General features: G+C 51.1%; 23 protein-coding genes. 12 read left to right on the forward strand and 11 right to left on the reverse strand.

Going from position 1 to position 25,184, the window contains the following annotated elements; genetic code table 11:
• Nucleotides 1–8 precede the first annotated feature (8 nt).
• Both EVJ33_RS03805 and EVJ33_RS03810 read right to left on the reverse strand, forming a co-directional pair.
• Nucleotides 9–3,152 carry an efflux RND transporter permease subunit gene (locus EVJ33_RS03805; protein ID WP_131434605.1) on the reverse strand — a complete coding sequence of 1,048 codons (3,144 nt, stop codon included), beginning with the start codon at nt 3,150–3,152 and terminating at the stop codon, nt 9–11.
• 24 nt (nt 3,153–3,176) lie between these two features.
• Complete coding sequence (locus tag EVJ33_RS03810; RefSeq protein WP_131434607.1) at nt 3,177–3,749, reverse strand: TetR/AcrR family transcriptional regulator; 573 nt, start codon at nt 3,747–3,749, stop codon at nt 3,177–3,179.
• A 228-nt stretch (nt 3,750–3,977) separates the two neighbouring features.
• Here EVJ33_RS03810 and EVJ33_RS03815 point away from each other — a divergent pair, with 228 nt between their 5' ends.
• The 3 genes from EVJ33_RS03815 (at nt 3,978) to EVJ33_RS03825 (ending at nt 7,527) form a co-directional block, all read left to right on the forward strand.
• Entirely contained in the window at nt 3,978–5,048 is a 1,071-nt protein-coding gene (locus EVJ33_RS03815) for a Fe(3+) ABC transporter substrate-binding protein (protein ID WP_131434609.1), read from the forward strand.
• A 134-nt stretch (nt 5,049–5,182) separates the two neighbouring features.
• Nucleotides 5,183–6,820, forward strand: coding sequence for an ABC transporter permease (locus EVJ33_RS03820; RefSeq protein WP_131434611.1), 1,638 nt, complete (start codon nt 5,183–5,185; stop codon nt 6,818–6,820).
• On the forward strand, nt 6,820–7,527 hold the full coding sequence (locus tag EVJ33_RS03825) for an ABC transporter ATP-binding protein (protein WP_021068048.1): 708 nt from the start codon (nt 6,820–6,822) through the stop codon (nt 7,525–7,527). Before EVJ33_RS03820 ends, EVJ33_RS03825 begins: the two co-directional genes overlap by 1 nt.
• Nucleotides 7,528–7,624: 97 nt before the next feature.
• Here EVJ33_RS03825 and EVJ33_RS03830 read toward each other — a convergent pair whose 3' ends face one another.
• From EVJ33_RS03830 to EVJ33_RS03840, 3 genes are all read right to left on the reverse strand, one after another.
• Nucleotides 7,625–8,521: a class F sortase gene (locus tag EVJ33_RS03830; RefSeq protein ID WP_131434613.1), complete on the reverse strand. Its 897-nt coding sequence runs from the start codon at nt 8,519–8,521 to the stop codon at nt 7,625–7,627.
• A gap of 20 nt (nt 8,522–8,541) precedes the next feature.
• Nucleotides 8,542–9,882: a globin family protein gene (locus tag EVJ33_RS03835; protein WP_131434615.1), complete on the reverse strand. Its 1,341-nt coding sequence runs from the start codon at nt 9,880–9,882 to the stop codon at nt 8,542–8,544.
• A gap of 82 nt (nt 9,883–9,964) precedes the next feature.
• On the reverse strand, nt 9,965–10,789 hold the full coding sequence (locus tag EVJ33_RS03840; protein ID WP_330857557.1) for a helix-turn-helix domain-containing protein: 825 nt from the start codon (nt 10,787–10,789) through the stop codon (nt 9,965–9,967).
• A gap of 69 nt (nt 10,790–10,858) precedes the next feature.
• Here EVJ33_RS03840 and EVJ33_RS03845 point away from each other — a divergent pair, with 69 nt between their 5' ends.
• On the forward strand, nt 10,859–12,508 hold the full coding sequence (locus EVJ33_RS03845; protein ID WP_131434619.1) for a glycoside hydrolase family 13 protein: 1,650 nt from the start codon (nt 10,859–10,861) through the stop codon (nt 12,506–12,508).
• 102 nt (nt 12,509–12,610) lie between these two features.
• Nucleotides 12,611–13,117, forward strand: a complete 507-nt coding sequence (locus EVJ33_RS03850) for a flavodoxin domain-containing protein (RefSeq protein ID WP_131434621.1) — start codon at nt 12,611–12,613, stop codon at nt 13,115–13,117.
• Here EVJ33_RS03850 and EVJ33_RS03855 read toward each other — a convergent pair.
• Nucleotides 13,081–14,679, reverse strand: coding sequence for a glycoside hydrolase family 55 protein (locus tag EVJ33_RS03855; protein ID WP_131434623.1), 1,599 nt, complete (start codon nt 14,677–14,679; stop codon nt 13,081–13,083). The two genes, EVJ33_RS03850 and EVJ33_RS03855, sit on opposite strands and share 37 nt — an antisense overlap.
• Before the next feature lie 267 nt (nt 14,680–14,946).
• Here EVJ33_RS03855 and EVJ33_RS03860 point away from each other — a divergent pair, with 267 nt between their 5' ends.
• The 4 genes from EVJ33_RS03860 (at nt 14,947) to EVJ33_RS03875 (ending at nt 16,763) form a co-directional block, all read left to right on the forward strand.
• Nucleotides 14,947–15,147, forward strand: a complete 201-nt coding sequence (locus EVJ33_RS03860) for a cold-shock protein (RefSeq protein WP_016507985.1) — start codon at nt 14,947–14,949, stop codon at nt 15,145–15,147.
• A 128-nt stretch (nt 15,148–15,275) separates the two neighbouring features.
• Entirely contained in the window at nt 15,276–15,689 is a 414-nt protein-coding gene (locus tag EVJ33_RS03865; protein WP_131434625.1) for a pyridoxamine 5'-phosphate oxidase family protein, read from the forward strand.
• Between the two features lie 191 nt (nt 15,690–15,880).
• A complete protein-coding gene (locus EVJ33_RS03870) occupies nt 15,881–16,384 on the forward strand; it encodes a DoxX family membrane protein (RefSeq protein ID WP_131434627.1) in 504 nt (167 codons plus the stop codon).
• An 82-nt stretch (nt 16,385–16,466) separates the two neighbouring features.
• Nucleotides 16,467–16,763: a DUF3817 domain-containing protein gene (locus EVJ33_RS03875; protein ID WP_131434629.1), complete on the forward strand. Its 297-nt coding sequence runs from the start codon at nt 16,467–16,469 to the stop codon at nt 16,761–16,763.
• 22 nt (nt 16,764–16,785) lie between these two features.
• On the opposite strand, the gene EVJ33_RS03880 is transcribed toward EVJ33_RS03875, so the two are convergent.
• Nucleotides 16,786–18,051 (reverse strand): MFS transporter, encoded by a 1,266-nt coding sequence (locus tag EVJ33_RS03880; RefSeq protein WP_131434631.1) that lies wholly within the window; start codon nt 18,049–18,051, stop codon nt 16,786–16,788.
• 111 nt (nt 18,052–18,162) lie between these two features.
• Here EVJ33_RS03880 and EVJ33_RS03885 point away from each other — a divergent pair, with 111 nt between their 5' ends.
• Nucleotides 18,163–19,353, forward strand: a complete 1,191-nt coding sequence (locus EVJ33_RS03885; protein WP_131434633.1) for a helix-turn-helix domain-containing protein — start codon at nt 18,163–18,165, stop codon at nt 19,351–19,353.
• A 4-nt stretch (nt 19,354–19,357) separates the two neighbouring features.
• Here EVJ33_RS03885 and EVJ33_RS03890 read toward each other — a convergent pair whose 3' ends face one another.
• Both EVJ33_RS03890 and EVJ33_RS03895 read right to left on the reverse strand, forming a co-directional pair.
• Nucleotides 19,358–20,365 (reverse strand): S66 family peptidase, encoded by a 1,008-nt coding sequence (locus tag EVJ33_RS03890; protein WP_131434635.1) that lies wholly within the window; start codon nt 20,363–20,365, stop codon nt 19,358–19,360.
• Between the two features lie 63 nt (nt 20,366–20,428).
• Nucleotides 20,429–20,755, reverse strand: coding sequence for a winged helix-turn-helix transcriptional regulator (locus EVJ33_RS03895; RefSeq protein ID WP_034780682.1), 327 nt, complete (start codon nt 20,753–20,755; stop codon nt 20,429–20,431).
• Between the two features lie 107 nt (nt 20,756–20,862).
• Here EVJ33_RS03895 and EVJ33_RS03900 point away from each other — a divergent pair, with 107 nt between their 5' ends.
• Nucleotides 20,863–21,663 (forward strand): VOC family protein, encoded by an 801-nt coding sequence (locus EVJ33_RS03900; RefSeq protein ID WP_131434637.1) that lies wholly within the window; start codon nt 20,863–20,865, stop codon nt 21,661–21,663.
• Nucleotides 21,664–21,677: 14 nt separating this feature from the next.
• Here the strand turns inward: EVJ33_RS03900 and EVJ33_RS03905 are convergent, their stop codons facing one another.
• On the reverse strand, nt 21,678–22,670 hold the full coding sequence (locus EVJ33_RS03905; protein WP_021068063.1) for a 5'-3' exonuclease: 993 nt from the start codon (nt 22,668–22,670) through the stop codon (nt 21,678–21,680).
• 192 nt (nt 22,671–22,862) lie between these two features.
• Complete coding sequence (locus EVJ33_RS03910; RefSeq protein ID WP_236634523.1) at nt 22,863–24,185, reverse strand: hemolysin family protein; 1,323 nt, start codon at nt 24,183–24,185, stop codon at nt 22,863–22,865.
• A 190-nt stretch (nt 24,186–24,375) separates the two neighbouring features.
• Between EVJ33_RS03910 and EVJ33_RS03915 the strand changes: the two genes are divergently transcribed.
• A complete protein-coding gene (locus EVJ33_RS03915) occupies nt 24,376–25,173 on the forward strand; it encodes a glucose 1-dehydrogenase (protein ID WP_131434639.1) in 798 nt (265 codons plus the stop codon).
• The last annotated feature ends 11 nt before the right edge of the window (nt 25,174–25,184 follow it).

The raw sequence follows: 25,184 nt of genomic DNA on the forward strand, positions 1-25,184 counted from the left end.
CTTTCAGTTTATGCTTGTTGTTTTTTACGGAACCGTGCGAAGAACTCATACACGATTGGGACAATGAGGAGCGTCAAGAGCGTTGAACTTGTCAATCCACCGATGACGGTTACACCGAGACCTTTCGAGATCAAGGCACCACCTTCAAGGCCGAGCGCGAGCGGTGCGAGGGCACCAATCGTCGCGAGTGCCGTCATAAGGATTGGACGGAGTCGCGTACCCGCTGCCTCAAGTAAGGCATCACGTGTCGAGAGACCAGCTGCTTCTTTATGAATGACACGGTCAATCAAGACGATGGCGTTCGTGACGACGATCCCAATCAACATGAGTGCCCCGATCAAAGCTGATACGGAGATCGTTTCGCCTGTGATGAGAAGGGCGACGAGTCCCCCGATAATCGCATACGGGAGCGAGAATAGGACGACGAACGGTGTGACGGCACCGCCGAACGTGATGACGAGCACCAAGTAGACGATGGCGATAGCCGCGAGCATCGCGAGACCGAGCTGAGTGAACGATTCTTGAATCTGTTCAGTGACACCACCGACGTCATAGGTGACACCTGTCGGTAGCTCGATGTCAGACACACGTTCTTCAATGGCAGCCGAAGCTTCCGTCGCTTTGTCGGTGCTGAGTTCGACGTTGACGCGAGCGAGGAGCTTCCCGTCACGTTGAACGAGCGTATCCGGTGTCGTACCTTCCTCGACTTCGATGAAGTCTGAGATTGGACGTGGTCCGAACGGTGTCGTCACTTCTTGTTCCTGCAAATCTTCAATGCTGTCGTACGTGACTTGTTCGGTTGGAATGATGACGTCGAGTTGCTTGTCATCAATCGTCACCGTCGAGAGCGGACTTTGCTGTGCTTGGAACTGCCCGATCGTCTGGGCGAGCTGAGCGGCCGACACACCTGCTTCAGCAGCTTCTTGCTGGTCGACGTTGAACGTGTACTGGACGTATGATTCACGAAGGTCAGACGTCGCTTGGCGGACGTAATCCGTCTCTTCTTCAATCGTCTCAATGAACGTCGGAACGATGGCTTCGAGGTCCTCGAGTGAGTTGGCGTAGACGTTGTATGTCACACCGCTCGTTCCGGCACCGCCGGCGAAGTCTTGTTCTTTCCATTCGCCACCTGAGGCGAGTTCGTTCAATTGTTCGATGTCGGCCAACTTGACGTCGGCAAAGTCTTCTGTGTCCGGATCGTACTGGACGATGAAAATTCCTTGTTTGTTATTACCTGGGTTAAGCGGGTTCTCGCCACCGACCGTGAATTGAACGTCGGTCGCGTTCGCTTGCTCTTCCATGAAATATGTTTCAGCAATTTCTGCTGCCGCGATCGAATCATCGAGCGTCTGGCCTGGCTCTGGGTCGAACGTGACGTAAAGCGTCTTCTCAGACTCTTGGTTCAAGAAGTTGACGCCGATGGCCGGGACGAGGGCGAAGCTTCCGATTAAGAGCGCTGTCGCTAGTCCGAAGACGACGAGTTTATGGTTGAGCGACCAGTTGAGGACGCCGCGATACCATTCGGCTAGTTTTCCTGGTCCTTCTTCCGGTTTCAACTTGTCGCGGTTTTTAAAGAACGAGTCGGCCATCATCGGTACGACTGTGATTGCGACAAGTAATGACGCGAGCAAGGCGAAGACGACGGTCAAGGCGAACGGTAAGAACAGTTCCCCGACGAAGCCCGTGACGAATCCGAGTGGCAAGAAGACGGCAATCGTAACGATTGTCGACGACGCGATCGGGACGAACATTTCCTTCGTCGCGGCAACCATCAATTCTTTACCGCGTAACGTCTCGTTCGGACGGGTAAGACGACGATAAATGTTTTCGATGACGACGATGGAATCGTCAACGACCCGCCCAATGGCGACAGTCATCGCGCCGAGCGTCATGATATTGAGCGTGATATCGAGCTGCTTCAAGACGATCAATGCCATCAAAAGCGAGAGCGGGATGGAGATGACCGCAATAATCGTCGAGCGGAAGTTACGAAGGAACACGAGAATGATCAAGATCGCGAATAGACCACCGAGTAACGCTTTCGATACCATCGTTTCGACCGATTCTTCAATCGGTTGACCTTGGTCGAGCGTGACCGACACTTTAGCCGTGTCATAGTCGGCTTCGAAATCAGCGAGCACCTCTTTGACGGCGTTGACGACGTCAACGGTGTTCGCGTCTTGTGTTTTCGTCACTTGAATCCCGATGGAACGTTCCCCGTTCGACCGTGAAATGGACTCCTCGATACCACGGTCTTCAATCGTCGCGAGTTCGCTCAAGGCGACGGTCGGGACGGTTGTCGGAATGTTAGCAGGTGGGACGGCACCTGGTCCTTCAGTCGGTACCTGTGGTGTCTCGCCGGTCGGAAGTTCCGTCGGCGCACCTGGCACAGGCTGTTCCGTTTGAGCTGGAGAATACGGGATTTGCAGGTCACGGAACGCTTCGAGCGTCTCTGACTTCCCGTCGATGACGACGGCTTGCTCCGTATCACCGAGTTCATATAAACCGAGCGCGATGCGAGCATCATTCGCTTGAATCAACTGTTTGACCGTATCTTCCGTCAAGTTGTATTCGGCGAGGGCGTCCGCGTCGAACTGCAACTCGACGCGACGAATCTCTTGTCCGGCGATTTGGACGGTCTGGGCACCTTCGATTCCTTCAAGGGCCGGTTGTAATTCTTCTTCGACCAATTTCGTCAATTCGGCCAAATCAAGGCTCTCATCCGAGACGGCCGCACCTACAACTGGGAACGCATCAAAGCTGAGACGCGATACTTGTGGGTCTTGGGCGGCTTCAGGCAACTCGACATTGCTGAGCGCATCTTTGACAAGTTGTTCAGCTTCTTCCATGTCGGTGCTGAAGTCGTAATCAATTTGAATGTTTGAGGCGTTCTGGAACGAGCTCGAACGGACTTGTTCGACTCCGTTCAAGCTCTTCAAACGTTCTTCGAGCACGGTGCTCACTTCGTCGAGCACTTGTTCAGGTGAGGCTCCTGGATAAATCGTCGTCACCGAGACGGTCGGTGTCGTGATGTCAGGCAATGTTTCTAGTTTCATCGTCAAGCCGGCGAAAATTCCGGCGGCCGTCAAGATGATCGTCATCAACCAGACGGCGAACTTGTTGTTGACGGAGAAGGACGTGATTTTCTGCATGGGGTTCATTTCTCCTCTGATGGGTTAGTCTGTTTTACCCGAATCGATGTTCCGGGCTCGCTCGATCAAGCGAGCGATAATGTCTTGTTTTAAGGCGGGAGGGGCAACGCCGACGTTGAAGTGCTCGGACATCATCATCCCTTCGAGTGCGTAGCGGATAATCATCGTCTCGACGGGGTCGCTCGTCTGTTGAAACGCTGCGAAGAACGTGTCGAGGTCGTGCTTCCACCGTTCGGCATACTCTTGATCGACAGCGAACAACGTCAAAAAGGCAATCATTTTCTCGGCGTCGATGTGAATCGCTGAGCGCTCCGGATGAAGTTTCGTCTCGTCAAACAGGCGAACGAATGCTTCGACAGGGCCATTCCCTTCAGTTTGAAGCGATTCGTACAACTCATTTTGCTCGGTTTGAAGTCGTTCGACGATTGCGGTCAATAGCGCTTCTTTGGACGGATAGTGATACAAAAGACCACCTTTTGACACACCGGCTGTCTTCGCGACTTCATCTAATGTCAGATGATGCACACCTTGCTCCATAATGATATCCGTCGCTGCATCCAACAGTTTTTGTTTAGTGAGTAGTGATCGGTTTGTCATGTCACACCTTCTTTCTGTACCGACCAGACGGTTTGTTCTCCTCCACTATAGTCGCTCTATCATTTTGAAGTCAAGACATGATGACGACAAAACTGTTAAGTTATAATTTTATAACTACTGTAAACGATTTCAAAAAAAGGTTGACGTGAGAATGATTATCAGTGATGATAGTAACTGAGAGTAATTATCATTACCGATAGTAGAGATGAATAAGTGGGGGATGATCAAATGAACAAAAAGTATATGGCGCTCGGTCTATCAGCGGCGCTCACGACATCACTTTTGGCCGCTTGTGCGAGCACGGAAGAAACAACGAATTCAAATGATAACGAGACAGCAGAGGCGTCGAAAGTCGTCAACGTGTACTCGAGCCGTCACTATGACGTCGATAAAGAGCTTTACAAGCAGTTTGAAGAAGAGACCGGTGTGAAAGTCAACGTTGTTGAAGGGAAAAGCGATGAGCTTCTCGAGCGCTTGAACACGGAAGGTGAGAGCACAGAGGCTGACCTCTTTATTACTGCAGATGCAGGAAACTTGTATCAAGCGAAAGATGCGGGACATCTCCAAGCGGTCGATAGCGACGTGCTTGAATCGAACGTCCCTGAAAAATATCGTGATACGGACAACGAATGGTTTGGTCTCACGAAACGAGCACGTGTCATCGTCTATGCGAAAGACCGCGTGAAGCCTGAAGACTTATCAACGTACGAAGCGCTCACAGAAGAAGAATGGAATGGGGAAGTGCTCGTTCGTCCGTCTGAGAACATGTACAACATCTCACTCCTCGCTTCATTCATCGAAGTGAACGGTGTCGACCAAGCGAAAGAGTGGGCGAAAGGTATGGTCAATAACTTCGCACGCGACCCACAAGGGAACGACCGTGATCAAGCGAAAGCAGTCGTCGCAGGCGAAGGCGATGTCGCCATCATGAACACATACTACATGGGACTCATGTTGAACTCGGAAGACGCGGAAGAGAAGAAAGTGGCTGAACAGCTCGGCGTATTCTTCCCGAACCAAGATACAACGGGGACACATGTGAACATCTCGGGGATTGCGATGACGAAAGCATCGAAAAACTCAGAGAACGCGAAGAAGCTCATGGAGTTCATGTCTGATCCATCAGCACAAGAACAGTTTGCAAGCGTGAACTACGAGTATCCGGTCAATGAATCGGTTGAGCCGAACGAGCTTCTCCAATCATGGGGTGAGTTTAAAGAGCAGGACATCAACTTGTCTGTCCTCGGTGAAAATCAGCAAGAAGCCATCCGTCTCTTCAACGAAGCGGGCTGGAAATAAGACGACTTCGGCTTGAACAGATGTTCAGGCCGAAGGTTTTTGCGTTTCCCGGCATGCTGACGGTACACCGGCGACGAGGAAACTGATATGATGGGACAGGAAGTGACTGAACGAAAGAACGGGAGTTGTACGACATGAACTGGTATGCGATCAAACGACAACTGAATGGATGGGCCATCCTGAGCTTTATCGCGCTGTTGTTTATCGTCCTACCAGGGATCGTCGTCTTGGTCGAGCTGTTCGCACCGGTCAACGAGAACTGGCAACATATTCGTGAGTACTTATTGCCGACCTATGTGCGCAATACGCTGTTCATCATGCTCGCGACCGGAGTGTTGACGACTGTCATCGGGACGAGCTTAGCCTGGTTCGTCACGGTGTACGAGTTCCCGTTCCGTCGGTTCTTCAAATGGGGGCTCATCTTACCGCTCGCCATTCCGCCTTATATCGGGGCTTACACGTATCATGGGATTTTGAACTATACAGGCGTCATCCAGACGACGCTGCGCAACGAATTCGGCATCACGGTCGACCAGACGTATTTCAACATCATGACGATTCAAGGGACCGTGTTCATCTTTACGCTGTTCTTGTATCCGTATATCTACACGATCACGCGGGCCTTCCTGCACAACCAATCGTCCTCGATGATCGAGAACGCCCGTATCCTCGGACGCGGGTCATGGGACATCTTCTTTACCGTCGTCATCCCAATCTCGCGCGTCGCTATCATCGGTGGGGTCAGCCTCGTCTTGATGGAAGTGCTGAACGATTATGGGGTCGTCAAATATTTCGGGATTCAGACGTTCAGTACCGCCATCTTCAGTACGTGGTTCGGAATGAAAGATACGTCCTCGGCGCTCAAACTGGCCGGGACGCTCATGATTCTCGTCATCGCCATCTTGACGATGGAACGGCTCGTCCGCGGGCGGAAGCAGTTCAGTTATGCGACGACGAAAGTGAAACCGCTCAAACCGAGACAACTGAACGGCTGGCATCGTTACGCTGTATTCGGTTATGTGGCTACAATCTTTGGGATTGCATTTCTCATTCCGTTCGTTCAACTCGTCGCATGGACCGTATTGACCTTTGAACAAGTGTTCACGGCCGAGTTTTTCCGCCTCGTCTGGAACACGGTGAGCGTCGCTTTCATCGCGACGGTGATCATTCTCGTGTTCGCGTTGATTATCGCCAACTATACGCGCCTGTTCCCGTCGAACATGACGCGCGTCATCTCGAAAGTGACGACGCTCGGCTATTCGATTCCGGGAGCGGCCATCGCCATCGCCGTCATCACGTTGTTCTTGCTGCTTGATGAGTGGGTGCTGAACGTGGCGCTCGCTTTGGATTTAGGCCAGACGTTCGTGTTCAGGACGACACTCATCATGCTCATCTTTGCCTACGTCATCCGTTTCCTCGCCATCGGCTACAACTCGATCGAGAGCGGATTTGAGAAAGTCGGCAAGTCGTTCACGGAAGCGTCGCGCATGCTCGGATGGGGGACGGTGCAGACGTTCTTCCGGGTCGATATCCCGATGATTAAAGGGGCGATCATGAGCGCGTTCATCCTCGTCTTTATCGATATTATGAAAGAATTGCCGCTGACGCTGTTTTTACAGCCATTCAATTTTTCGACGCTCGCTACACAAGCGTTCAAATATGTCAGTGACGAGAAGATTCATGAGGCAGCGCTCGCCTCGATCGTCATCGTGCTCATGAGCGGGCTGTTGATTTTTGTTTTCCACAAGGTGCTTGATAAGGAGGCCGACTAATGTTTGTTCAAATCAACGATTTACACTTCAGCTATAAAGGTGCGCAAGCAGAGACGATCAAAGGGTTCTCGATTTCGATCACAAAAGGTGAAATCGTATCGCTTCTCGGCGACAGCGGCTCTGGAAAGAGTACGATTTTACGCCTTATTGCAGGGCTCGAGATGCCGAACCAAGGGGTCGTCGTCGTCAACGACTGTGTTTGTTGCGACGATTGTCAGTTCATGCCGCCTGAACAGCGTGGTGTCGGGATGGTGTTTCAAGATTATGCGCTCTTCCCGCATATGACCGTTGAGAAGAACATTCGCTTCGGTCTGCATAAATTGAGCCGGAAAGAGCGGAACGAACGCGTTGAAGAAATGTTGACGCTCGTGAACTTATCCGAGTTCCGTCATCGCTATCCGTATGAGCTCAGTGGCGGTCAGCAACAGCGTGTCGCGCTCGCGCGTGCGTTGGCACCGAAACCGTCGCTTCTCATCTTAGATGAGCCGTTCAGCAACTTGGACACGTCGCTCCAACATCGCATTCGGGACGATTTGCGCCGTCTCCTCAAACAGACGGGGACGACGACAATCTTCGTCACCCACGATGAAGAGGACGCGGAGGCGCTCGCCGACCGTATCGTCTATCTCGGCGAAGGCAAGATTAAAAAACAGATCATGACGGAGAACAATAAGACGTTCAACCCGCAGATTCCTTGTTTCGTCTAAATAAAAAAGCATTCCTCGGTCGAGGGATGCTTTTTTGCTTGAAGTTACAAGTTGGTAAAAAGCACCCACGGATGGCGGTCTGTGGGTGCTTCGGTCATCATTTTGTCTGTGCGGAAGGACTGGACTCATTCCCGAGCTGATCGATGGCTGTCACGTAATAAGTGGCCTGTTCGTTCATGACCTCGATACTCTTCCGAGCGTGCGACGGGATACTCTCGATATGCGTCGCTTCACCTTCGACGACTTCATAGACGCGATAGCCGATGACGGCGTCGTCACGGACGGCGTGCCACGTCAACAAGTTCCCGCGGAGTTCGACGCTCGTCGGTGCGTCGAGTTCGACTTCGGTATTGATTTCGGTATCGACAAGCTCGGTATAGACGACGAAACGCTCGTCATAACCGCCGTCACCGAACGTACCGGAACACGTGATCAAATTCAAATGTCGACTCGATGTGGCCCCGAAGATATCTTCGATTGGTGCGTTTTTCGTATCATAGCTCTCTGTCTTTGTGACACGAAACGTCAACGTGTTGCCGTTCTCGTCGATGATCGTTACGTCATCGCCTTTCTTCAGCTGATCGAGTTCATAAAAGACAGCGGGTCCTGTCTTACTATCGACGTGTCCTGCGATGACGGCATTCCCTTTACTGCCGGGTTTGACGCCCGGTTCGAACCAACCGACTTGGTTCTCGTCTTTCGGGACGCCCATCTGTCCATTATCGAGTACGCCGACTTGTTCAATTGCGGTATCGACGTTGATGCTTGGAATTTGAAGTTGGACGGGTGTCGCGGCCTTGGCACTTTCCTCTTCCTCGGCTAATCGGAGCTTCTTCACCTCTTCCTGTAGAAGTGAGAATTCGGCCGATAAATCTGGGCTCTCCTCTATTTGTTTTTCTTCTACAGGTGGTGACGACGATTCTTGGGCGCTCGTCCACGTCCAGAAGCCAAAACAAAAGAGAGAGAGCGCCAGAAACAAATGGCGCTTGTTCATGGGGCTCCCTCCTTATTGAATTATTGTTCAGACACTTTACGGTTGCGAAGCGTTACGAAGGCGAGTAAGATTCCGCCAAGTACAGCAAGGCCAGCGTAGAGCGTGTTCATTGATTGTTCTTGTGCACCACCGAGACCTGTTTCAGGCATCTCTTCAGGCATTGTTGTTTCAGCGAACTTGTCAGGCATTTGTGTCACGATCGCGTTACCGAGTGTCTCACCAACACCGAACATGAACGCGTATCCTTCACGGAATGACATCCAAGCTGCATCCGCATCACCGGCTACATACTGATCGAACGTTTGAAGCACGAGTGCCTCATGTTGTTTGATCGCTTCTTGGCCAGCTTCTTGTGGCAAGTTACCTTCTGTCGCTGCATCAAGGAATGTGCTGAAATCGACAGCGAACTGGTCGAGCTTCATGCGTGCTTCTTCAATTTTAGCTTCATCGCCTTCGAGTGTAGCAGCAACGATGTCACCTTGTGCTGTGATGTGGTTCCCGTTCCATACTTTTTCGAATTGGGCCGCACCTTCGTCACCGTAGACTGAACCGATAGCTGCTTTGAAGTCGAGTGTGTTCTGATCTTCAGCCCAGCTCACGTAGTCGAAGTCTTCCGCTTTATCGTAGCCTTTTTGCATGCCGATCGCAGCGAGTGCGAAGTGCTCACCAGCAAGGCTGTTCAATGTTGAACGAAGTTCGACGGCTGGTGTGTCAGCAGCAGTCTCAAACTTGTCAGGCATCTGTGTGACGACCGCTCCAGAGAGGGCTTTACTGATGTCGAACATGAGCTTGTATCCTTCACGGTACGTCATGTAAGCCGACTCGTAGTCACCGGCGACGTAGTTGTCAAATACCGAGAGAACTTGATCTTCGTGAAGCTCAAGTACGTCAGCAGCTGCATCTTTTGGTAAGTTCCCTTCTGTTGCGGCATCGAGGAATGTCGAGAACTCTTCGACAAATTCATCGACTTCTGCTTCAGCTTCGGCGCGAAGTTCTTTGTCTTCTGATTTAGCTGCTTCGACGAAGTCAGCTGAGTAGTCGTTATGGCCGGCGAAGATATCTTCGAACTGAGCTGCGCCTTCGTCTCCGTAAATTGAAGCGATGGCCGGTGTCATATCGAGTGCGTTTTGATCGAGTGCTTTCATCGCGACTTCCGCGTCTGGCGCTCCGTCGTATGCTTTCATCATCGATGTGACGGCTAAGACGTAATGCTCAGACAAGAGTTGGTCGAGCGTGGCTCGTAAGTCACCTGCTGGTGTGCTTGCTGTCGGCGCGTGATCTGCTGCCTGTGCATTCAATGGTACGAGTAAGCCGAGTGCGAGTGCCGGTGCTACAATCTTGTTCATCGTTTTCTTCTTCATGGGTAATCGCTCCTTTTTTTGAGTGGTTGTCGTTGTTTACACCCATCTAACGGAGCGGTTCAAAAAATGGATCACTCTTTTTTTATTTTTTTTCGTTTTTTTGTTGGAGTGTGCGATAAACACCTGGTGCGACGCCATATTTTCGTTTAAAGATGCGATGAAAATATGGATAGGTGCGAAATCCGGACAGCTCGGCGATGCGTTCGAGGGAGTGTTGCGTATAGCGCATCTGCTCTTCGGCGAGCTGGAGCCGGATCGACTGGGCATAGGCGACAATCGTCATGCCGGTCACTTCTTTGAACAAGTGGACGGTCCGCGATACGCTGAGTCCGACTGAATCGGCGACGTCTATGATTTTAAAGTCGTTTGTGACGTTTCCTTCTATATAACGCATCATACGTGACACGACTGGGGGCCTCATGTTCGTTTGAACTTCTCGGAGCGACCGGTCAATCATGAGAAGCAAGGCTTCGATCAACGTTTCAATCAAATCGTGACTTTGTTCAGTCGTCGGGCGTCGTGCCTCTTCGGTGATGTGTTGCCAGAGCGACAACAACCGAGGGTCGATTGAAATGGACGTGATGTGGGAACGAGTGGCCCCGGTCCACCACGCATCAAGTGACGAACCGTTGCAGAAGAGATGGTAATCCCCACTCGCCGGGTTGTCGACATGTAGTTCGTACTCATCACCGGGTTTGACGAGTAACAAATCGCCAGGCTGCGCCTCATACGTCTTCCCATTGATGCCGATTCGCGCCGTCCCTTCCGTCTGCAACCGAATCAAATATGTGTCTAAGCGATTAGGTGAGGGAAATGTGTAGGTTGTTGTGTGATATGAATAGCCACAAAAGCCGACCTCCATCGAATCATCCTTTCTTAATAGCAAAATCGTGCATATTCTCATCATATCATGGATAGAAAAAAGGGCGAGGAGCGGGTACGATGATATCGACAGAACGTATGAGGAGGATGAAACATGAAACAATGGTGGAAAGAAGCAGTCGTGTATCAAATTTATCCGCGTAGCTTTAATGACTCGAACGGCGACGGGATTGGGGACATCCCTGGGATCACCGAAAAGATGTCGTATTTGGCGGAACTCGGAATCGATGTCATTTGGCTGTCGCCGGTGTACGATTCACCGAACGACGACAACGGATACGACATCCGCGATTACCGGGCCATCATGGATGAGTTCGGGACGATGGACGACTTCGACGCGATGCTCGAAGAGGCGCATCGTCACGGCATCAAAATCATGATGGACCTCGTCGTCAACCACTCGTCGGACGAACACCAATGGTTCATGGAGTCGCGCTCCTCAAAAGACAGCCCGTACCGGGACTATTATATTTGGAAAAAAGGCGAGAACGGTCAGCCGCCGACGAACTGGGGCGCTTTCTTTGGAGGGAGTGCGTGGCAATACGATGAGGCAAGTGACGAATACTACTTGCATCTGTTCAGCAAAAAGCAGCCGGATTTAAACTGGGAGTCGGAGACGCTACGGCGTGAAGTGTACGATTTGATGACGTACTGGCTCGATAAAGGGGTCGACGGCTTCCGAATGGACGTCATCAACATGATTTCGAAAGATCCGAGTTATCCAGATGGCGCGACGCGGGGGACGGGTTACGGGGACGGTACACCGTTCTTCTTCAACGGACCGCGCATCCATGAGTTTATGCAGGAGATGAATCGTGAGGTCCTGTCGAAATACGATACGATCACAGTCGGTGAGATGCCGGGCGTCAGCGTCGACGAGGCGAAGCTTTATACGGGAGAAGACCGTGACGAGCTGAACATGGTGTTCCACTTCGAGCATGTCGACGTCGGCAACGGCAGTTTCGGCAAATGGAACCCGACGGACTGGAAGTTGACGGACTTGAAGACGATCTTCTCGCGTTGGCAAGAAGGTCTTGAAGAAGATGGGTGGAACAGTCTCTACTGGAGCAACCATGACCAACCGCGGGCCATCTCACGATTCGGGAACGACTCGGACGAGTATCGTGTCGTCTCTGGAAAGATGCTGGCGACGCTCCTGCACATGTTGAAAGGGACGCCGTACATCTATCAAGGTGAAGAGTTCGGGATGACGAACGTGGCGTTCGACTCGATTGATGAGTACCGTGACATCGAGACGCTCAACGCGTATCGAGATTACACGACGAACGGGCTGTTGACGCATGAGGAGATTTTCCGCGGCATTCACGCACGTGGGCGCGATAACTCACGGACACCGGTCCAGTGGTCGTCAGAGCCGCAAGGCGGATTCACGTCAGGGACACCGTGGATTGGAGTCAACCCGAACTACGTGACGGTGAACGCGGAAGCGGCGCGACTTGATCCGGACTCGCTCTTCCATTACTATCGCCAATTGATTCAGCTTCGAAAACAAAATCCAATCGTCGTTTACGGGAAGTATGAGTTGTTACTCCCGGACGATGAAGCGGTATACGCCTTCACGCGTACGTTCGAAGGGGAGACGTGGCTCGTGCTCTGTAACTTCTCGGCAGAAACGGTGACACGTGAGCTCCCGTATGACGTGACAGAACGCGTCATCGGCAACATGGAACCGATTGAACCGTTCACGCTTCGTCCGTATGAAGCCCAAGTGTATAAAGTGTGACCAAAAAACTCGCCTCCGTGGCGAGTTTTTTTGTGGTCACTAGTAAACGTGAATGCTTTCGGGAATAGAGATAGTAGAGACTGACCGAAAGGGGGAAACGCGATGAATACGTTAATTGCATACTCGACCCGTTACGGTACGAGTGAGAAAGTCGCCCATTTGTTGGCCGAACGGCTTCCGGGGGACGTCCACATTCAAAACGTGGTCGAACAGCCGGACGTCGAGTGGGGGACGGTTGACCATGTGATTGTCGGCAGCTCGATCCGGATGGGGAAAATTCAAGACGAGATGAAGGCTTGGCTCCACATGAACGAAGTACAACTGCTCAAACGACCGCTCGGCCTCTATCTCTGTGCCGGTACACCGACCGCGGGCGAACGGCAACGTGAACTCGAAGACGTTTATCGAGAAGTGTTGCGGACACACGCCTATTTCGTTGAAGTCGTCGGCAACGGCTATGACTTCGAACGGATGGGCTTTCTCGACAAAGCGATCGTCCGCATGATGGCGAAACAGACGGTGAGCTCGCTCAATTTAGACGAGGCGATGCTCGACGAACTCGTCGAGTCGGCTCAAGCATTATTACGCATGCGTTCGGAGAACCCGTAAGCGAATAAGTCGTGAGCCTCGAGCGGGCTACTAGTGGAGATGAGTACGTCTCCACTTTTTTGTTCGCCTTCAATCCGGCGGATCATGACGTTCGTCAGCTGTCCGCCGACTTTCAACACGATGGGGGCCGAGTTACGGCAAATGACGTCTTCAATTGTGACGTGATCGGTCCGGTTATCTCCGCCGAACAGTTCGATATCGGCCCGGCCCGAAGTAAACCCGCTCGCCGCAATCCGTTTTAGGCGGACGTTCCGGGATTTGTATTGAATGGCCAGCGCCGGATTTCCACGATAGTCGTATTCAGGATTGCCAATCGCCGTGAACCCGTGAATGAACACGTCTTGATACGCCGATACGACCAGGCTACGCGCAGAAGACTTCTTATAAAGCTTCGAGCGGACCGGCTCCATCGAGACGAGATTCGTCCCCGAAATGAAGCGTGCCGTCTTCGACTGCGGATCATCGGCCAAGTGATGGCTGATATGGCGGAAGTTGAATGAACGATTGTCATGATACGAGAAATGTCCGAATATGTGGACGTCATGAGCGGCCGAAGACGTCCCGTGGGCTTTCACTTCGACTCCTCCGAAACAACCTTCGCTCATATTGTTGACGAGCGTGATGTGGCGTGACCCATCATCGATTTCAATCCCGTTCGAGTTTGAGAACCCATAGGCATGCGTACGTCCGTGAGGATGATGACAGTAGCAGTTCGTGATATAGATGGCGTCGCTATGATGGGTCGTAATGCCATCGTCCCCGTAGTTCGTCGCCTCGCAGTGGTCGAGCCACACGTAGCGGCTACCTTTTTTGGCACGTAACCCGTCTCCCAAGTAATGATAATGGGGAGAGGTGATGTCGAACGCATGCAATCCCGCATTTTTCGCTGTAACGTGGTGAATCCAGCCGAATTTGACGTGCGCGAACGTCAACGCACTTGAAGCCGTATCACCACTCGACGTGCGAGCGACGTGACCGAGGCGCTCCACGTTCCAGTCGAGCGTCACATGCGCGACTTCGATATGATGGTTTCCGGAAAACGGTGTCATATTTCGAAGCAACCGGCGATGTTTCGGGGCTCGGTCCGAAAGTTTGATAATCGTTTCTTGCTGGCCGGCACCTTCGAGCACACAGTTCGACGGGATACGGATGCCGCGGACGATGTATACGCCGGCCGGTACGTGGACGTGACGGTTCGATCTGAGGGCGAGCCGGAAAGCGAGTGTACAATCCGTCTGTCCGTCCCCGACGGCTCCATAATCAGTGACATCGACGTGATGGTGCGCCCGTTGTCTCAAGTTCAAGTGCTCGGCATCGAGTCGGCGCATCCACACTGGGCGGACGATTTCGTCTACCGTCTCGAGTGGCAACGAACTCGTTACCGGGACGATGCGTTCGGTCATCGGTAAATGGGAAAGATAAGTTTTCGCTTGCTCGGGATAGGTGGTACGTCGAGTCGACTCATGCCAATCGAGAGATTCCGTCAATAGCTCATCCATCGTCCAATTCGAGTGATGGGCGATTGTGGCAGCAATGTTCGAGCGATCAATGTATGCGGTCATATGGTTCATCCTCCTAGCGTTCACTACAATTGGATGTACCCGTTTTAGAAGTATTTTTAGCAAACCGAAGTATTTAGTAGACAGAAGCATTTATCCATGGTATATTCTATATGTGCTTAATTAAGAATAGCTGGAAACATAATTCACAAAACGCTTTGGATTATTTTTCGTTTAAGATAATCCTAGAGGTTTGTGATTTTTTATTGGTCAGTTTTTTCTAGTAAGGCACTACTAGAACGCACAGCGTTTATTTCAGGAGGGTTCATTATGAACACAGGTAAAGTAAAATGGTTTAACTCAGAAAAAGGTTACGGCTTCATCGAAATGGAAGGCGGAGACGACGTATTCGTACACTTCTCAGCAATCCAAGGCGACGGCTTCAAGACACTTGAAGAAGGCCAAGCAGTAACTTTCGAAATCACTGACGGAGCTCGTGGACCACAAGCTTCTAACGTTGAAAAAATCTAATCTTCCTTATCTCAAGGAATTTTATAACCTGCTCGCTTCGGCGAGCAGGTTTTTTGTTGTCCGCGTGTTTAATCACTCGTCCCCGGGGAATGAATATACGAGTGACTACCACAAGGAGGTTTTTCAGAATGGATGCAATGCAAACGGCAAAACAGATTTTGGATCATAGTAACGTTGGGACAATGGCGACGGTTTACAAAGGGAAGCCACACAGTCGCTATATGACTTTTTTCCATGATGATTTGACGCTCTATACCGCGACTTCGAAAGACACGGATAAAGTGGACGAACTGAAGAACAATCCGTATACGCATATTCTAATCGGCTATGACGGCGATGGTGTCGGAGACACGTACCTTGAGATTTTAGGGGAGACGAGTGTATCGGACGATGAGTCGATGAAAGAAAAAGTATGGAACGATAAACTTGAAGGCTGGTTCGACGGTCCAGACGATCCAAAACTCGTTATTTTAAAAATCACACCGCAGTCGATGCGCGTGATGAATAAAAAAGGTCAATCCCCTCAAGAAGTAAACCTTTAAATCAACCCAAGACGTCCCGCGTGGGCGTCTTTTATCATGGACTGATTTCCAAAAAGTGACTGACCTGTGACATACATATTAACGAAACGTGAACTCTTATCCTAATCTATGTGAAAAGTTGAACATGAGTGGTATATTGTGAATGTAATCACATATAAGTCATTATTCACTCATTCAAAGGAGGAATGATCATGTTCACAAAATTTTGGCAGAATCATAATATCGCTACCGGTATTTTGACAGTCCTTCGTCTCTGGCTCGGATATGAATGGCTCACAGCAGGTTGGGGAAAAATCACAGGTGGATTCGCTTCGGAAGGTTTCCTCAATAATGCGCTGACTCTTGCCACGGGTGACCACCCAGCGGTTGCTGGTTGGTGGGCAGCGTTCCTTGAAAACTTTGCAATTCCGAACGCAGCTTTGTTCGATGTGTTAATTCCATACGGTGAATTTTTAGTCGGTCTCGGTCTCTTGCTCGGTGCCCTTACACGCAGCGCAGCCTTTTTCGGGCTCGTGATGAACATGGCATTCTTGCTCTCAGGTACGGTCAGCACGAACCCGACGATGTTAATCGTCTCTGTCTTAATTCTCGTCGCGGGTTATAACGCTGGTAAACTTGGTGTCGATGGCTTGTTCCTACGCAAATTCGTGGAGACGAAAGTGTTGCATCGTTCACCAAATCGTCAAATAGCCTAACGATTTTCTAACGTTCTCCTGTGACAAGGCTCACCGTTATCGGCTACGATAAACATAGCATCGATTGAAAAGGAGAACGGATATGAACGCAACTCAATTTAAATGGCTTGGTTATACAGAGGGGACATCATTCCTGCTCTTATTATTGATTGCAATGCCACTCAAGTATTTGGCTGGTATGCCGCTGGCTGTCAGTATCGTCGGTGCGGCCCATGGATTCTTGTTTGTTGCTTATGTGATAGCTGCTGTCTATATGGCATGGCGCTTCAACTGGGGCTTCAAAGTGTTAGTCCTCGCCGTCACGGCGTCGGTCATTCCGCTCGGACCGTTCTTGTTAGAGAAACGAGTCCTTCCATCAACAGAGAAGACATCGAACTGAAACGTTCGATGTCTTTTTTCGTTCACTGATGTGCCGACGCGCTTTCGGCATTGGCGAACGCATCAGCTTTTTCGCCTACGATATCATGACGGATTCGATGCATCGCGAATAACGTGATCGACAGCAGACAGACCATGCAAATGGTATAGAGGTATGCGACGGACACCCATTCGCTCAATGCGCCGAATAAGATAAATCCGAGTGGCGTGATGCCCATAGCGAGTGCTTCGAGGACGCCCATGACGCGACCGAGATAACTCGGTTCCGTGTTTGTCTGTAAATACAGTTGCATCGGGATGTTGACGCGGAGAATGAAGAAGCCGCTCAATAAAGCGAAACTTGTGAACAAGACGATGGCCGGCGTGACCGAGAAGTCAAAATAGATGGGCATGGCCGGTACAATAAAGAGACAACTCATGACAATGAGCGACGTGCGAACGGTCGCAAGGCGATACTTGATTGCAAAGACCGGTAACGCATGGGCGAGCGAGGCGACTAAAAAGCCGACGGCGAACATGCTCTCTAAAAAACCGAACTGGAGGGGACTGACTCCGATTTCCTGTAAAGCAACAATAGGAAACAAGATTTCTGAGGCGACGAAGAAGAAGTTGAGAAAGGCGGCAAGAACGGTCAATGTCCATAACACGCGTTGTTGTTTCAAATAGCGGAAGCCGGAGCGGACGTCGTCCCATGTCGATTGATCGGAAGAGACGCGTTCATATGTTTGGAACGTGAGGCGAGAGGCGACAAGGGCGGCGATAACAAATAAGAGGGATGAACTGAGTAGGAAGGCCGAGATTGGTAACAGTTTGAACAAGGCACCCGCTAACAATGGTGTACCGATGCTCGAAACGGAAATGACAGTTTGAATCAATGAGTTGGCGCGTTGAAGTTCGTTCTGATTGAACAAGAGCGGAATCGAACTCGATAACGTGACCGATAAGAAAGTCGAGACGACAGAGAGCAGACATGTGATAATCAAGAAAGCAGGGACGCCGAATGTCCAAACGAGACTCGCGGCCCCGGCCAAGCAAAATAAGGCAGCGTTAAGTGATTCCATCGTGATAATCACACGTTTGCGATCCAGTTTGTCGGCGAATGCCCCAGCAAATGGTGATAATAAAACGCGTGGTACTGTACCGGCGAGTAGGACGAGCGCGAACTGGAGCCCCGAGCCGGATGTTGTCAGCACGGTCAAGCCGGCGACGAAGGTGAAGAGACTTGATGCAAATAGCGACATGAATTTTCCAAGCAACAGTACATACAAATTTGATGATGTGGTCGTCATATCAATTCTCCTTTACTAATAAGTTCAACATGATTTAACTTTATAGTAAGTGAAACAGACGAAAATGTAAACAATAAGTTCAATTCAATTTAACTTTTGGGAGGTGCCCTTATGATTGGACAACGGATTAAAGCGTTACGAAAAGACAAAAAGTTGACGCAAAGTCAACTGGCCGAAGGCATCATCACAAAATCGATGCTCAGTATGATTGAAAACGGAAAGGCAGAGGCGTCGATGCGCAGTCTTCGTGAGATTGCGAAACGACTGGACGTATCGGTGCAGTCATTGCTCGTCGATCCGCGCGAGGCGGAACTACAGAAAATTGTCGAGGAGATTGAATATGCGCAATTGACGCTTGATCCGTGGACTGAGAAAGCCACGCATGAAGCACTCATTCCGTACCTAGAGCCCGAGATGAACTCAGTATGGCAAGGTCGTGCCTATATCATTATGGGAGACCAATTGAGGTATAGCGACAAACGAGCCGAACTGTTATCGTTTTATGAGCGTGCCATCACCTTATTTGAGCGACTTGGCGAACGAGATGAGCTAGCGATGGCGCTTGTTGGAAAAGCGTTTTATCACATTTTATGGAATGAGTTCGAGGAAGCAAGCGCACAAATCGATCGGATGGAATGGTTAGATGTGCGAAACATGTCTTCGAGAACCCGGATTGAATATGCGATGCTACTCGTTATGAAAGAGCTGACGTATGACGGTGATTTGTCAGGAGCAATTCGTCATTTAGATGCTGCCCTCGTTCATATGCACCAGACGAGAACATATTATCGAGCGGACGATGTATATCGGACTATCGCGTTATGTTCGCTGTATTTGAAGGACGAACAACGAATCGATGAAGCATTCGTGAAAGCGAGACAGTACATTCAGTTCACTAACGATCACGTCGCAAAAGTAAGACTCTCATTGTCAGAAGCTCTCTATGCCATCCACTATCGTCGTGAAGAACACTTAGGGCGACACATCGAAGAAATGGAACGACTGCTAGCTGAAGATTATCCATTCATCGCCGCGATTGAAATGTCAAAAGGCGTCTACTATGCGATGAAAGGGGACAAAGAAACAGGGGACAAGGCGTTCGACCGTCTATGGGAAGGAATGGATGATTGGAAGGCACATAGTTTGATTGACCAGGCCGTGTATTTCGAAGGTGTGCTGATTGGGGCGAGCTATGGATGTGGGGAGAAGTTAATCCCGTTTATACGTGAAGCCGTCGAAAAGCTCCCAGAAGGATTCTACCGGACGCATTTGACCGAGCTATTAAAAAAAATCAAGGGCTGACGTGTCAGCCCTTGAACGTTTGAATGAGTGTCCCTTTCCCATCTTCGACTTGAATCGAGGCGTGGGCACCGTTGATGAGTGTCATTTGCGGTGGGACGTGCCCGCAGTCGATATCGTAAATGACAGGTACGTCGAGTAATGCTTGCAGTTCTGCATACACGTCTTCTGCCGTGTAGCCTTGGACGGGTTGTTGGGCCGCGCTGCGCCCGAACAGAATGCCAGACGTATGATTGAACCAACCGGCCCACTTCATTTGAAGCAGGGTCCGTTTGAGTGCCGGGACGTCGAGCTCGGCGTTCTCGAAATACCAAAGAATTGGCTCCCCGCTCAAATGGGTCTGTTGGAACGTGGCGACGTCGCCGTACGGTGTGCCGATCGTATGCATCAGGACATCGATACAGCCGCCGAGCAGTCGTCCGGTCGCTTCTGTCCCGCCGAGTGATTTCCACTCCGTCGGTTCGGTCAAATGATAGACGTGCGGGCTTGGGTTCTCATGCTGCCACTCTTTTTGGAACTGCTCCGAGGCAAGTTGGATGACCGTCTCGCCTTCTTTCGCCGATACGACGTCAAGCCAACGCGAGCTCGTCGCATCCCACTCTTCGCCGCGCAAATCGACGAGGTTCGTCCCGTGTGCCGAAGCGATACCGGTCTTGAGCGTGTAGACGAATAAAAACAGGCTGACGTCCGAATAACCGAGCATCCACTTCGGCGGGAGGCTAGCCCAGTCGATGCGGTCTAATAACTCGATCAATAAGACGCCGCCCCACGGTGGGATAATCAAATCGATGGCCTCGTCATGGAACAAGCGCGTCAACTCATCAGCCCGGACTTCTGCCGGTGCCGATTTTGCTTTGTCCTGCGTCCAGACCGAGGGTTCAAATTGAAGGGTGAACCCGTGACGGGTGAATGTGGCTTCGGCCTCGTGGAGCAGCTTGTGCAATTCAGCGGGAACTCCAGATGAAGGGGCCGTCACACCGAAGTGATGTCCGGTTAACTGTGGATAACGAATCATGTGAACCTCCTGTGGATAAGTGATGGTTTAAGTTGCGGAAATAGGTTATCCACATGTGGACAATTACTTGTTGCGCATACGTTCGGCGTGTTGAATGCCCCAAGCGTTCATCGTCTCGAGCACCGGGATGAGCGTCTTCCCGTACTCGCTCAAGCGATAGTCCACACGAGGCGGCACTTCGGGATAGACGGTCCGGATGATGAGGTCCTGCTCTTCTAAATCGCGGAGCTGGGCCGTTAAAATCTTTTGGCTGATGTTCGGGAGCGAGCGTTTCAACTCGCTGAACCGTAACGTGTCTTCGTTGATGAGCGCGAGTAAAATCGATGGTTTCCATTTTCCCGTAATCATCTCCAGTGCGGTATCGACTTCACAACTTGAAATCAGTGGCATCCGTCTCACTCCTCTCTGCAGTATCCTTGAGGTAACTATACCACCTTTTTGTGCCGTCTTCTGTCAATCTTACTTAGCGAGTATACTGAGGACAGAGGTGAGGAAATATGAAACTATCAAACATTAAACTCGGCGCCGTCACGTTGCGCGTCAACGATTTAGCAACGATGAAAACATTCTACGAACGTGTCATTGGAATGGACGTCATTGAAGTAGGACTCGACCGTATCACGCTAGGTGCACCGAATACACCGCTCGTCGTCTTACATGAAGTGAAAGGCGTTCGTCAGAGTCCACGAGCAGCCGGTCTGTTCCATATGGCCATCCTACTGCCAGACCGCGTCGAACTCGGACGGATGCTTCGTCATTTGATTGAGCAACGAATCGAAGTCGGCCAAGGCGATCATTTAGTCAGCGAGGCGTTTTATTTGAGCGACCCGGAAGGGAACGGCATCGAGCTCTACGCGGATCGTCCCCGGGAGCAGTGGGAATATGAAGCGAACGGTCACGTGAAGATGGCGACGGATCCGGTTGAATATGAATCGATGCTCGAGGCGGCAGCCGACCGTCCGTTCACGGGTCTTCCGACCGGGACGACGATGGGGCATGTCCACTTCAAAGTACGTTCCCTAGAAGCGGCAAAATTATTCTATCAAAATCGTCTCGGTTTCGCGGTGACGACCGATTCGTATCCGGGTGCCTTATTTTTCGCGGCCGACGGGTATCATCACCACATCGGAACGAACGTCTGGGCCCGTCCGAATGAGCCGATGAGAGAAGCGGCCGGCCTAGAGGCGTGGACGCTTTTGATCGATGCGGCCACGAATCGCGAACTCGGCGGGACGACACCGGAATGGTCGCTCACCGATGACGACGGCATCACGGTAAATATAAAAAGCGTGGACTAATTGTCCGCGCTTTTTTAGCGTGCTGAAATTTTCTTTTGACTCGAATCAAACGAGAGGCGAATGCCGCGTTTTTGATACGCTTGTTCGACACGTTTTGAATTGATGCTGAGCTCGAGATGAGCCAGTTTCAAATGTTCAAGTTCTGGCACCGTGACATCGAGACGGACGAGCTCCATGTTGCGCTCGGCCTTTTTACGTGTGCGTCTCAAGTTACGGGGCACTTCTTCTGACGTCAGTGCCGCGATCGTTTCATTGATCAATTGTCGTTTGTCGCCTTTGACGCTTAGCGCCGTATAGAGCTTATCGAGCGAACCGAAGCGCTTGATTAATTGGACCGATTGACTTTCGTCCAATCCGGCCACAGGTGGAATCCCGTCTGAACGGTCTCCTGTCAATGCTTTGACTGCTGAGAGCTGTTTTGGCTTCAATCCCTCGTACAATGCCGCAATCTCCTCAGGGCGAATCTCGAGATGTCGCTTGAGCGGGAGTGGACGATTGTCTTTGATGTCGCAACGAGCCTGCATTTGTTGCAACTCCTGCGTTTGAAGCCAGACGGTGATGCGTGGGCTCACGAGCTGAAGCAAGTCTTTGTCCTTCGTCATGATGACGACAGGGGCGCTACAGCTAAACTTCCGAGCGATATGAGCGATCAAATCTTCTCCTTCATAGCCTTCGACTTGATATTGCGGGATTCCGCTCTCTTCAAGCAATTGGCGCATGAGTTCCATTTGAGCTTTCAACTCGGGTGGTGTCTGGCGGCGACGGCGTTTATAGCCTGGGTAAAGCTCGCGGCGCCATAATGTTTCACGTGAGACGTCCCACACGACGACAAAATGAGTTGGACGATGTCTGCGCAGAATCGTCCGGATGAGGCCGGTCATACCGATGACGGCACTCCGATCGTTTTTAGATACCTCGCGTCCTTTTTTCGTTCGGCTCGCGGCGGCACCATAGTAGGCACTGGCCAGCATGGAGTTTCCGTCAATTAAAAATAGTTTACGTTCCATGCGTAACCTTCTTTCTGCAGTTGTTGGACCGAACATTGATGAACTGTTCGGTGATGTTGTGTCAATGAGTGACACGCACTCAAATAAGCAACATATGTGCAGTATATCACGACAAGGCTTGAAAATATAGCGACAGTTCGAACGGCCCACGAAAAGCCCTCCCCGAAAATTCGGGGAGGGCGGTCAAATCGGTCAGTCGAGTTTAGGTTGAATCTCGTCTTTATGAGCTAAAATCAAGTCGACGAAAACGATGCGGTGATTGTCGATTTCACGGACGATCAACTCGTGTTCGCCCGGCAATATGAAGCGTTCGCCAGTGCGTGCATTCGCTTTTTGTGACAAGACGAAGCCGCCGATCGTATCGACGTCATCCTCAATCTCGATGCCGAACCGTTCTTCAATCTCTTGCGTTAAGACGAGGCCAGACAGGCGATAATGGCCGGGTGTGACCTCGGTGATTTCAGCCTGCTCGTCGCGGTCAAACTCGTCTCGAATCTCTCCGACGATTTCCTCGAGGATGTCTTCAATCGTGAGAAGTCCGGCCGTGCCTCCGTACTCGTCGATGACGAGACACATCATCGTTCGAGCGTTTTGCATTTTCACCATCGCCTCTTGTAGCGGCGTGAACTCCGTCACGAGCGGGAGTTGATGGATGAACGATTCGAACGGGGCGTCGCTCTTGACGAGTTGGGCGGTAAATAACTGCTTGGCGTTAATAAAGCCAAGCACATCATCACGGTCACCGTCACGTGTGACGGGGTAGCGTGTATATTGGTGTTCTTGGACGGTAGCGATAATCGTCTCGATCGGGTCCTCTTCGTCGATGGTCACCATGTTCATCCGTGGGACCATCGCATCTTTGGCGATACGTTCGTCGAAAGAGAAGATATTTTGAACGTAGGCGAGCTCATTCTCGTTAATTTCTCCACTTCGGAAACTCTCGGTCATAATGATTTTCAGTTCTTCTTCCGAGTGCGCCGTCTCTTGTGCCGTCGTCTGTACGCCGAACAAGCGGAGTGTCAGCCGGGCCGTCCCGTTCAGCACGTGGATGAACGGATACAATAACTTCGTGAAGAAATAAAGCGGTCGGGCGACGAGCAGTGTCAAGCGCTCGGCTTCATGCACGGCAAGTGTTTTCGGGACAAGTTCTCCGAGGACGACGTGCAAGAAGGCGATCAGTAAAAAGGCGATCAAAAAGGACAGGACGGTCGCGAGCGACGCCGATACGTTCAAGCGGTCGACAAGCGGTTGAATCATCCCTTCGATTTGATCCGCACCGATCCAACCGAGACCGAGGGCGGCGAGCGTGATGCCGAACTGTGAAGCCGACAGCGAGTCGTCAAGGTTTTCAATTACCTTTTTGGCGACAGAGGCCCGTTTGTTTCCCTCGAGCACGAGTTGGTCAAGACGGGCGCCGCGCACTTTGACGATTGAGAATTCAGCCGCTACAAAAAAGGCGGTCATGAAAATGAGCAGGGCGACAATCAATAAGCTGAATAACATGGGACTGTCCAAAAATTCCCCCAAAAATCGGGGAGTCACCTCCATTAGAGTAAGTTATATGCGTTCAGGAGAATCCCTGAAAACGAATAGTTTGTTTCAGTATAGTAGATTTGACACAAATATTCAAAAAACAGCCTAAAAGGTTTCACGAAGAGGGGAATGAGGGAAGTACAAATCGAGAAGAGACGAAGGAGGAATTCATATGGCGAACTATCCAGAGTTACAAGGTAAAGTCGCAGTCATCACCGGCAGTTCGAAAGGACTCGGTCGAGCGATTGCCGAGCGCTACGCGAAAGAAGGGGTCCATGTCGTCCTGAACTATCGAAGCAGCGAAGACGAGATGAACAAAGTCATCCAAGGCATCGAGGAGGCTGGCGGTAAGGCGGTCGCGGTGAAAGGTGACGTCGCGGAAGAAGGGCTCGCCGAGAAGATGATTGAGACGGCCGTGTCCGAGTTCGGAAAGATGGACATCTTCGTCAACAACGCAGGCGTGCAAGTCGAAGCGAAAACGCATGAGATGGAACTCGACAACTGGAAGAAAATCATCGACACGAACTTGACCGGAACGTTCCTTGGCGTGCGGGCCGCCCTCAAGTACTTCGTCGAGCATGAAATTCAAGGAAACATCATCAACATGTCCTCGGTGCACGAAGTAATCCCGCGTCCTGGCTATACGCATTATGCGGCGAGTAAAGGTGGCGTCAAGATGTTCACGAAATCGGTCGCGCTCGAGTACGCACCGAACAAGATTCGTGTCAACGGCATCGCGCCGGGTGCGATCGACACACCGATCAACGAAGAGACAATGCAAGACCCGGAAGAGAAGAAAGGACTCGAGGCACTCATCCCGACGCATGAGATCGGGCGTCCTGAACAGATTGCGGCCGTGGCGGCCTGGCTTGCTTCTGACGAGTCGTCGTATGTCACAGGCGCGACGATTTTCGCGGATGGCGGGCTATCGCTGTACCCGGCTTTCGGTCCTGAAAATAAAGTACAATGACGAAAGGGAGG

The organism is Exiguobacterium sp. SL-10, assembly GCF_004337025.1.
In the GTDB taxonomy this organism is placed as follows: domain Bacteria; phylum Bacillota; class Bacilli; order Exiguobacteriales; family Exiguobacteriaceae; genus Exiguobacterium.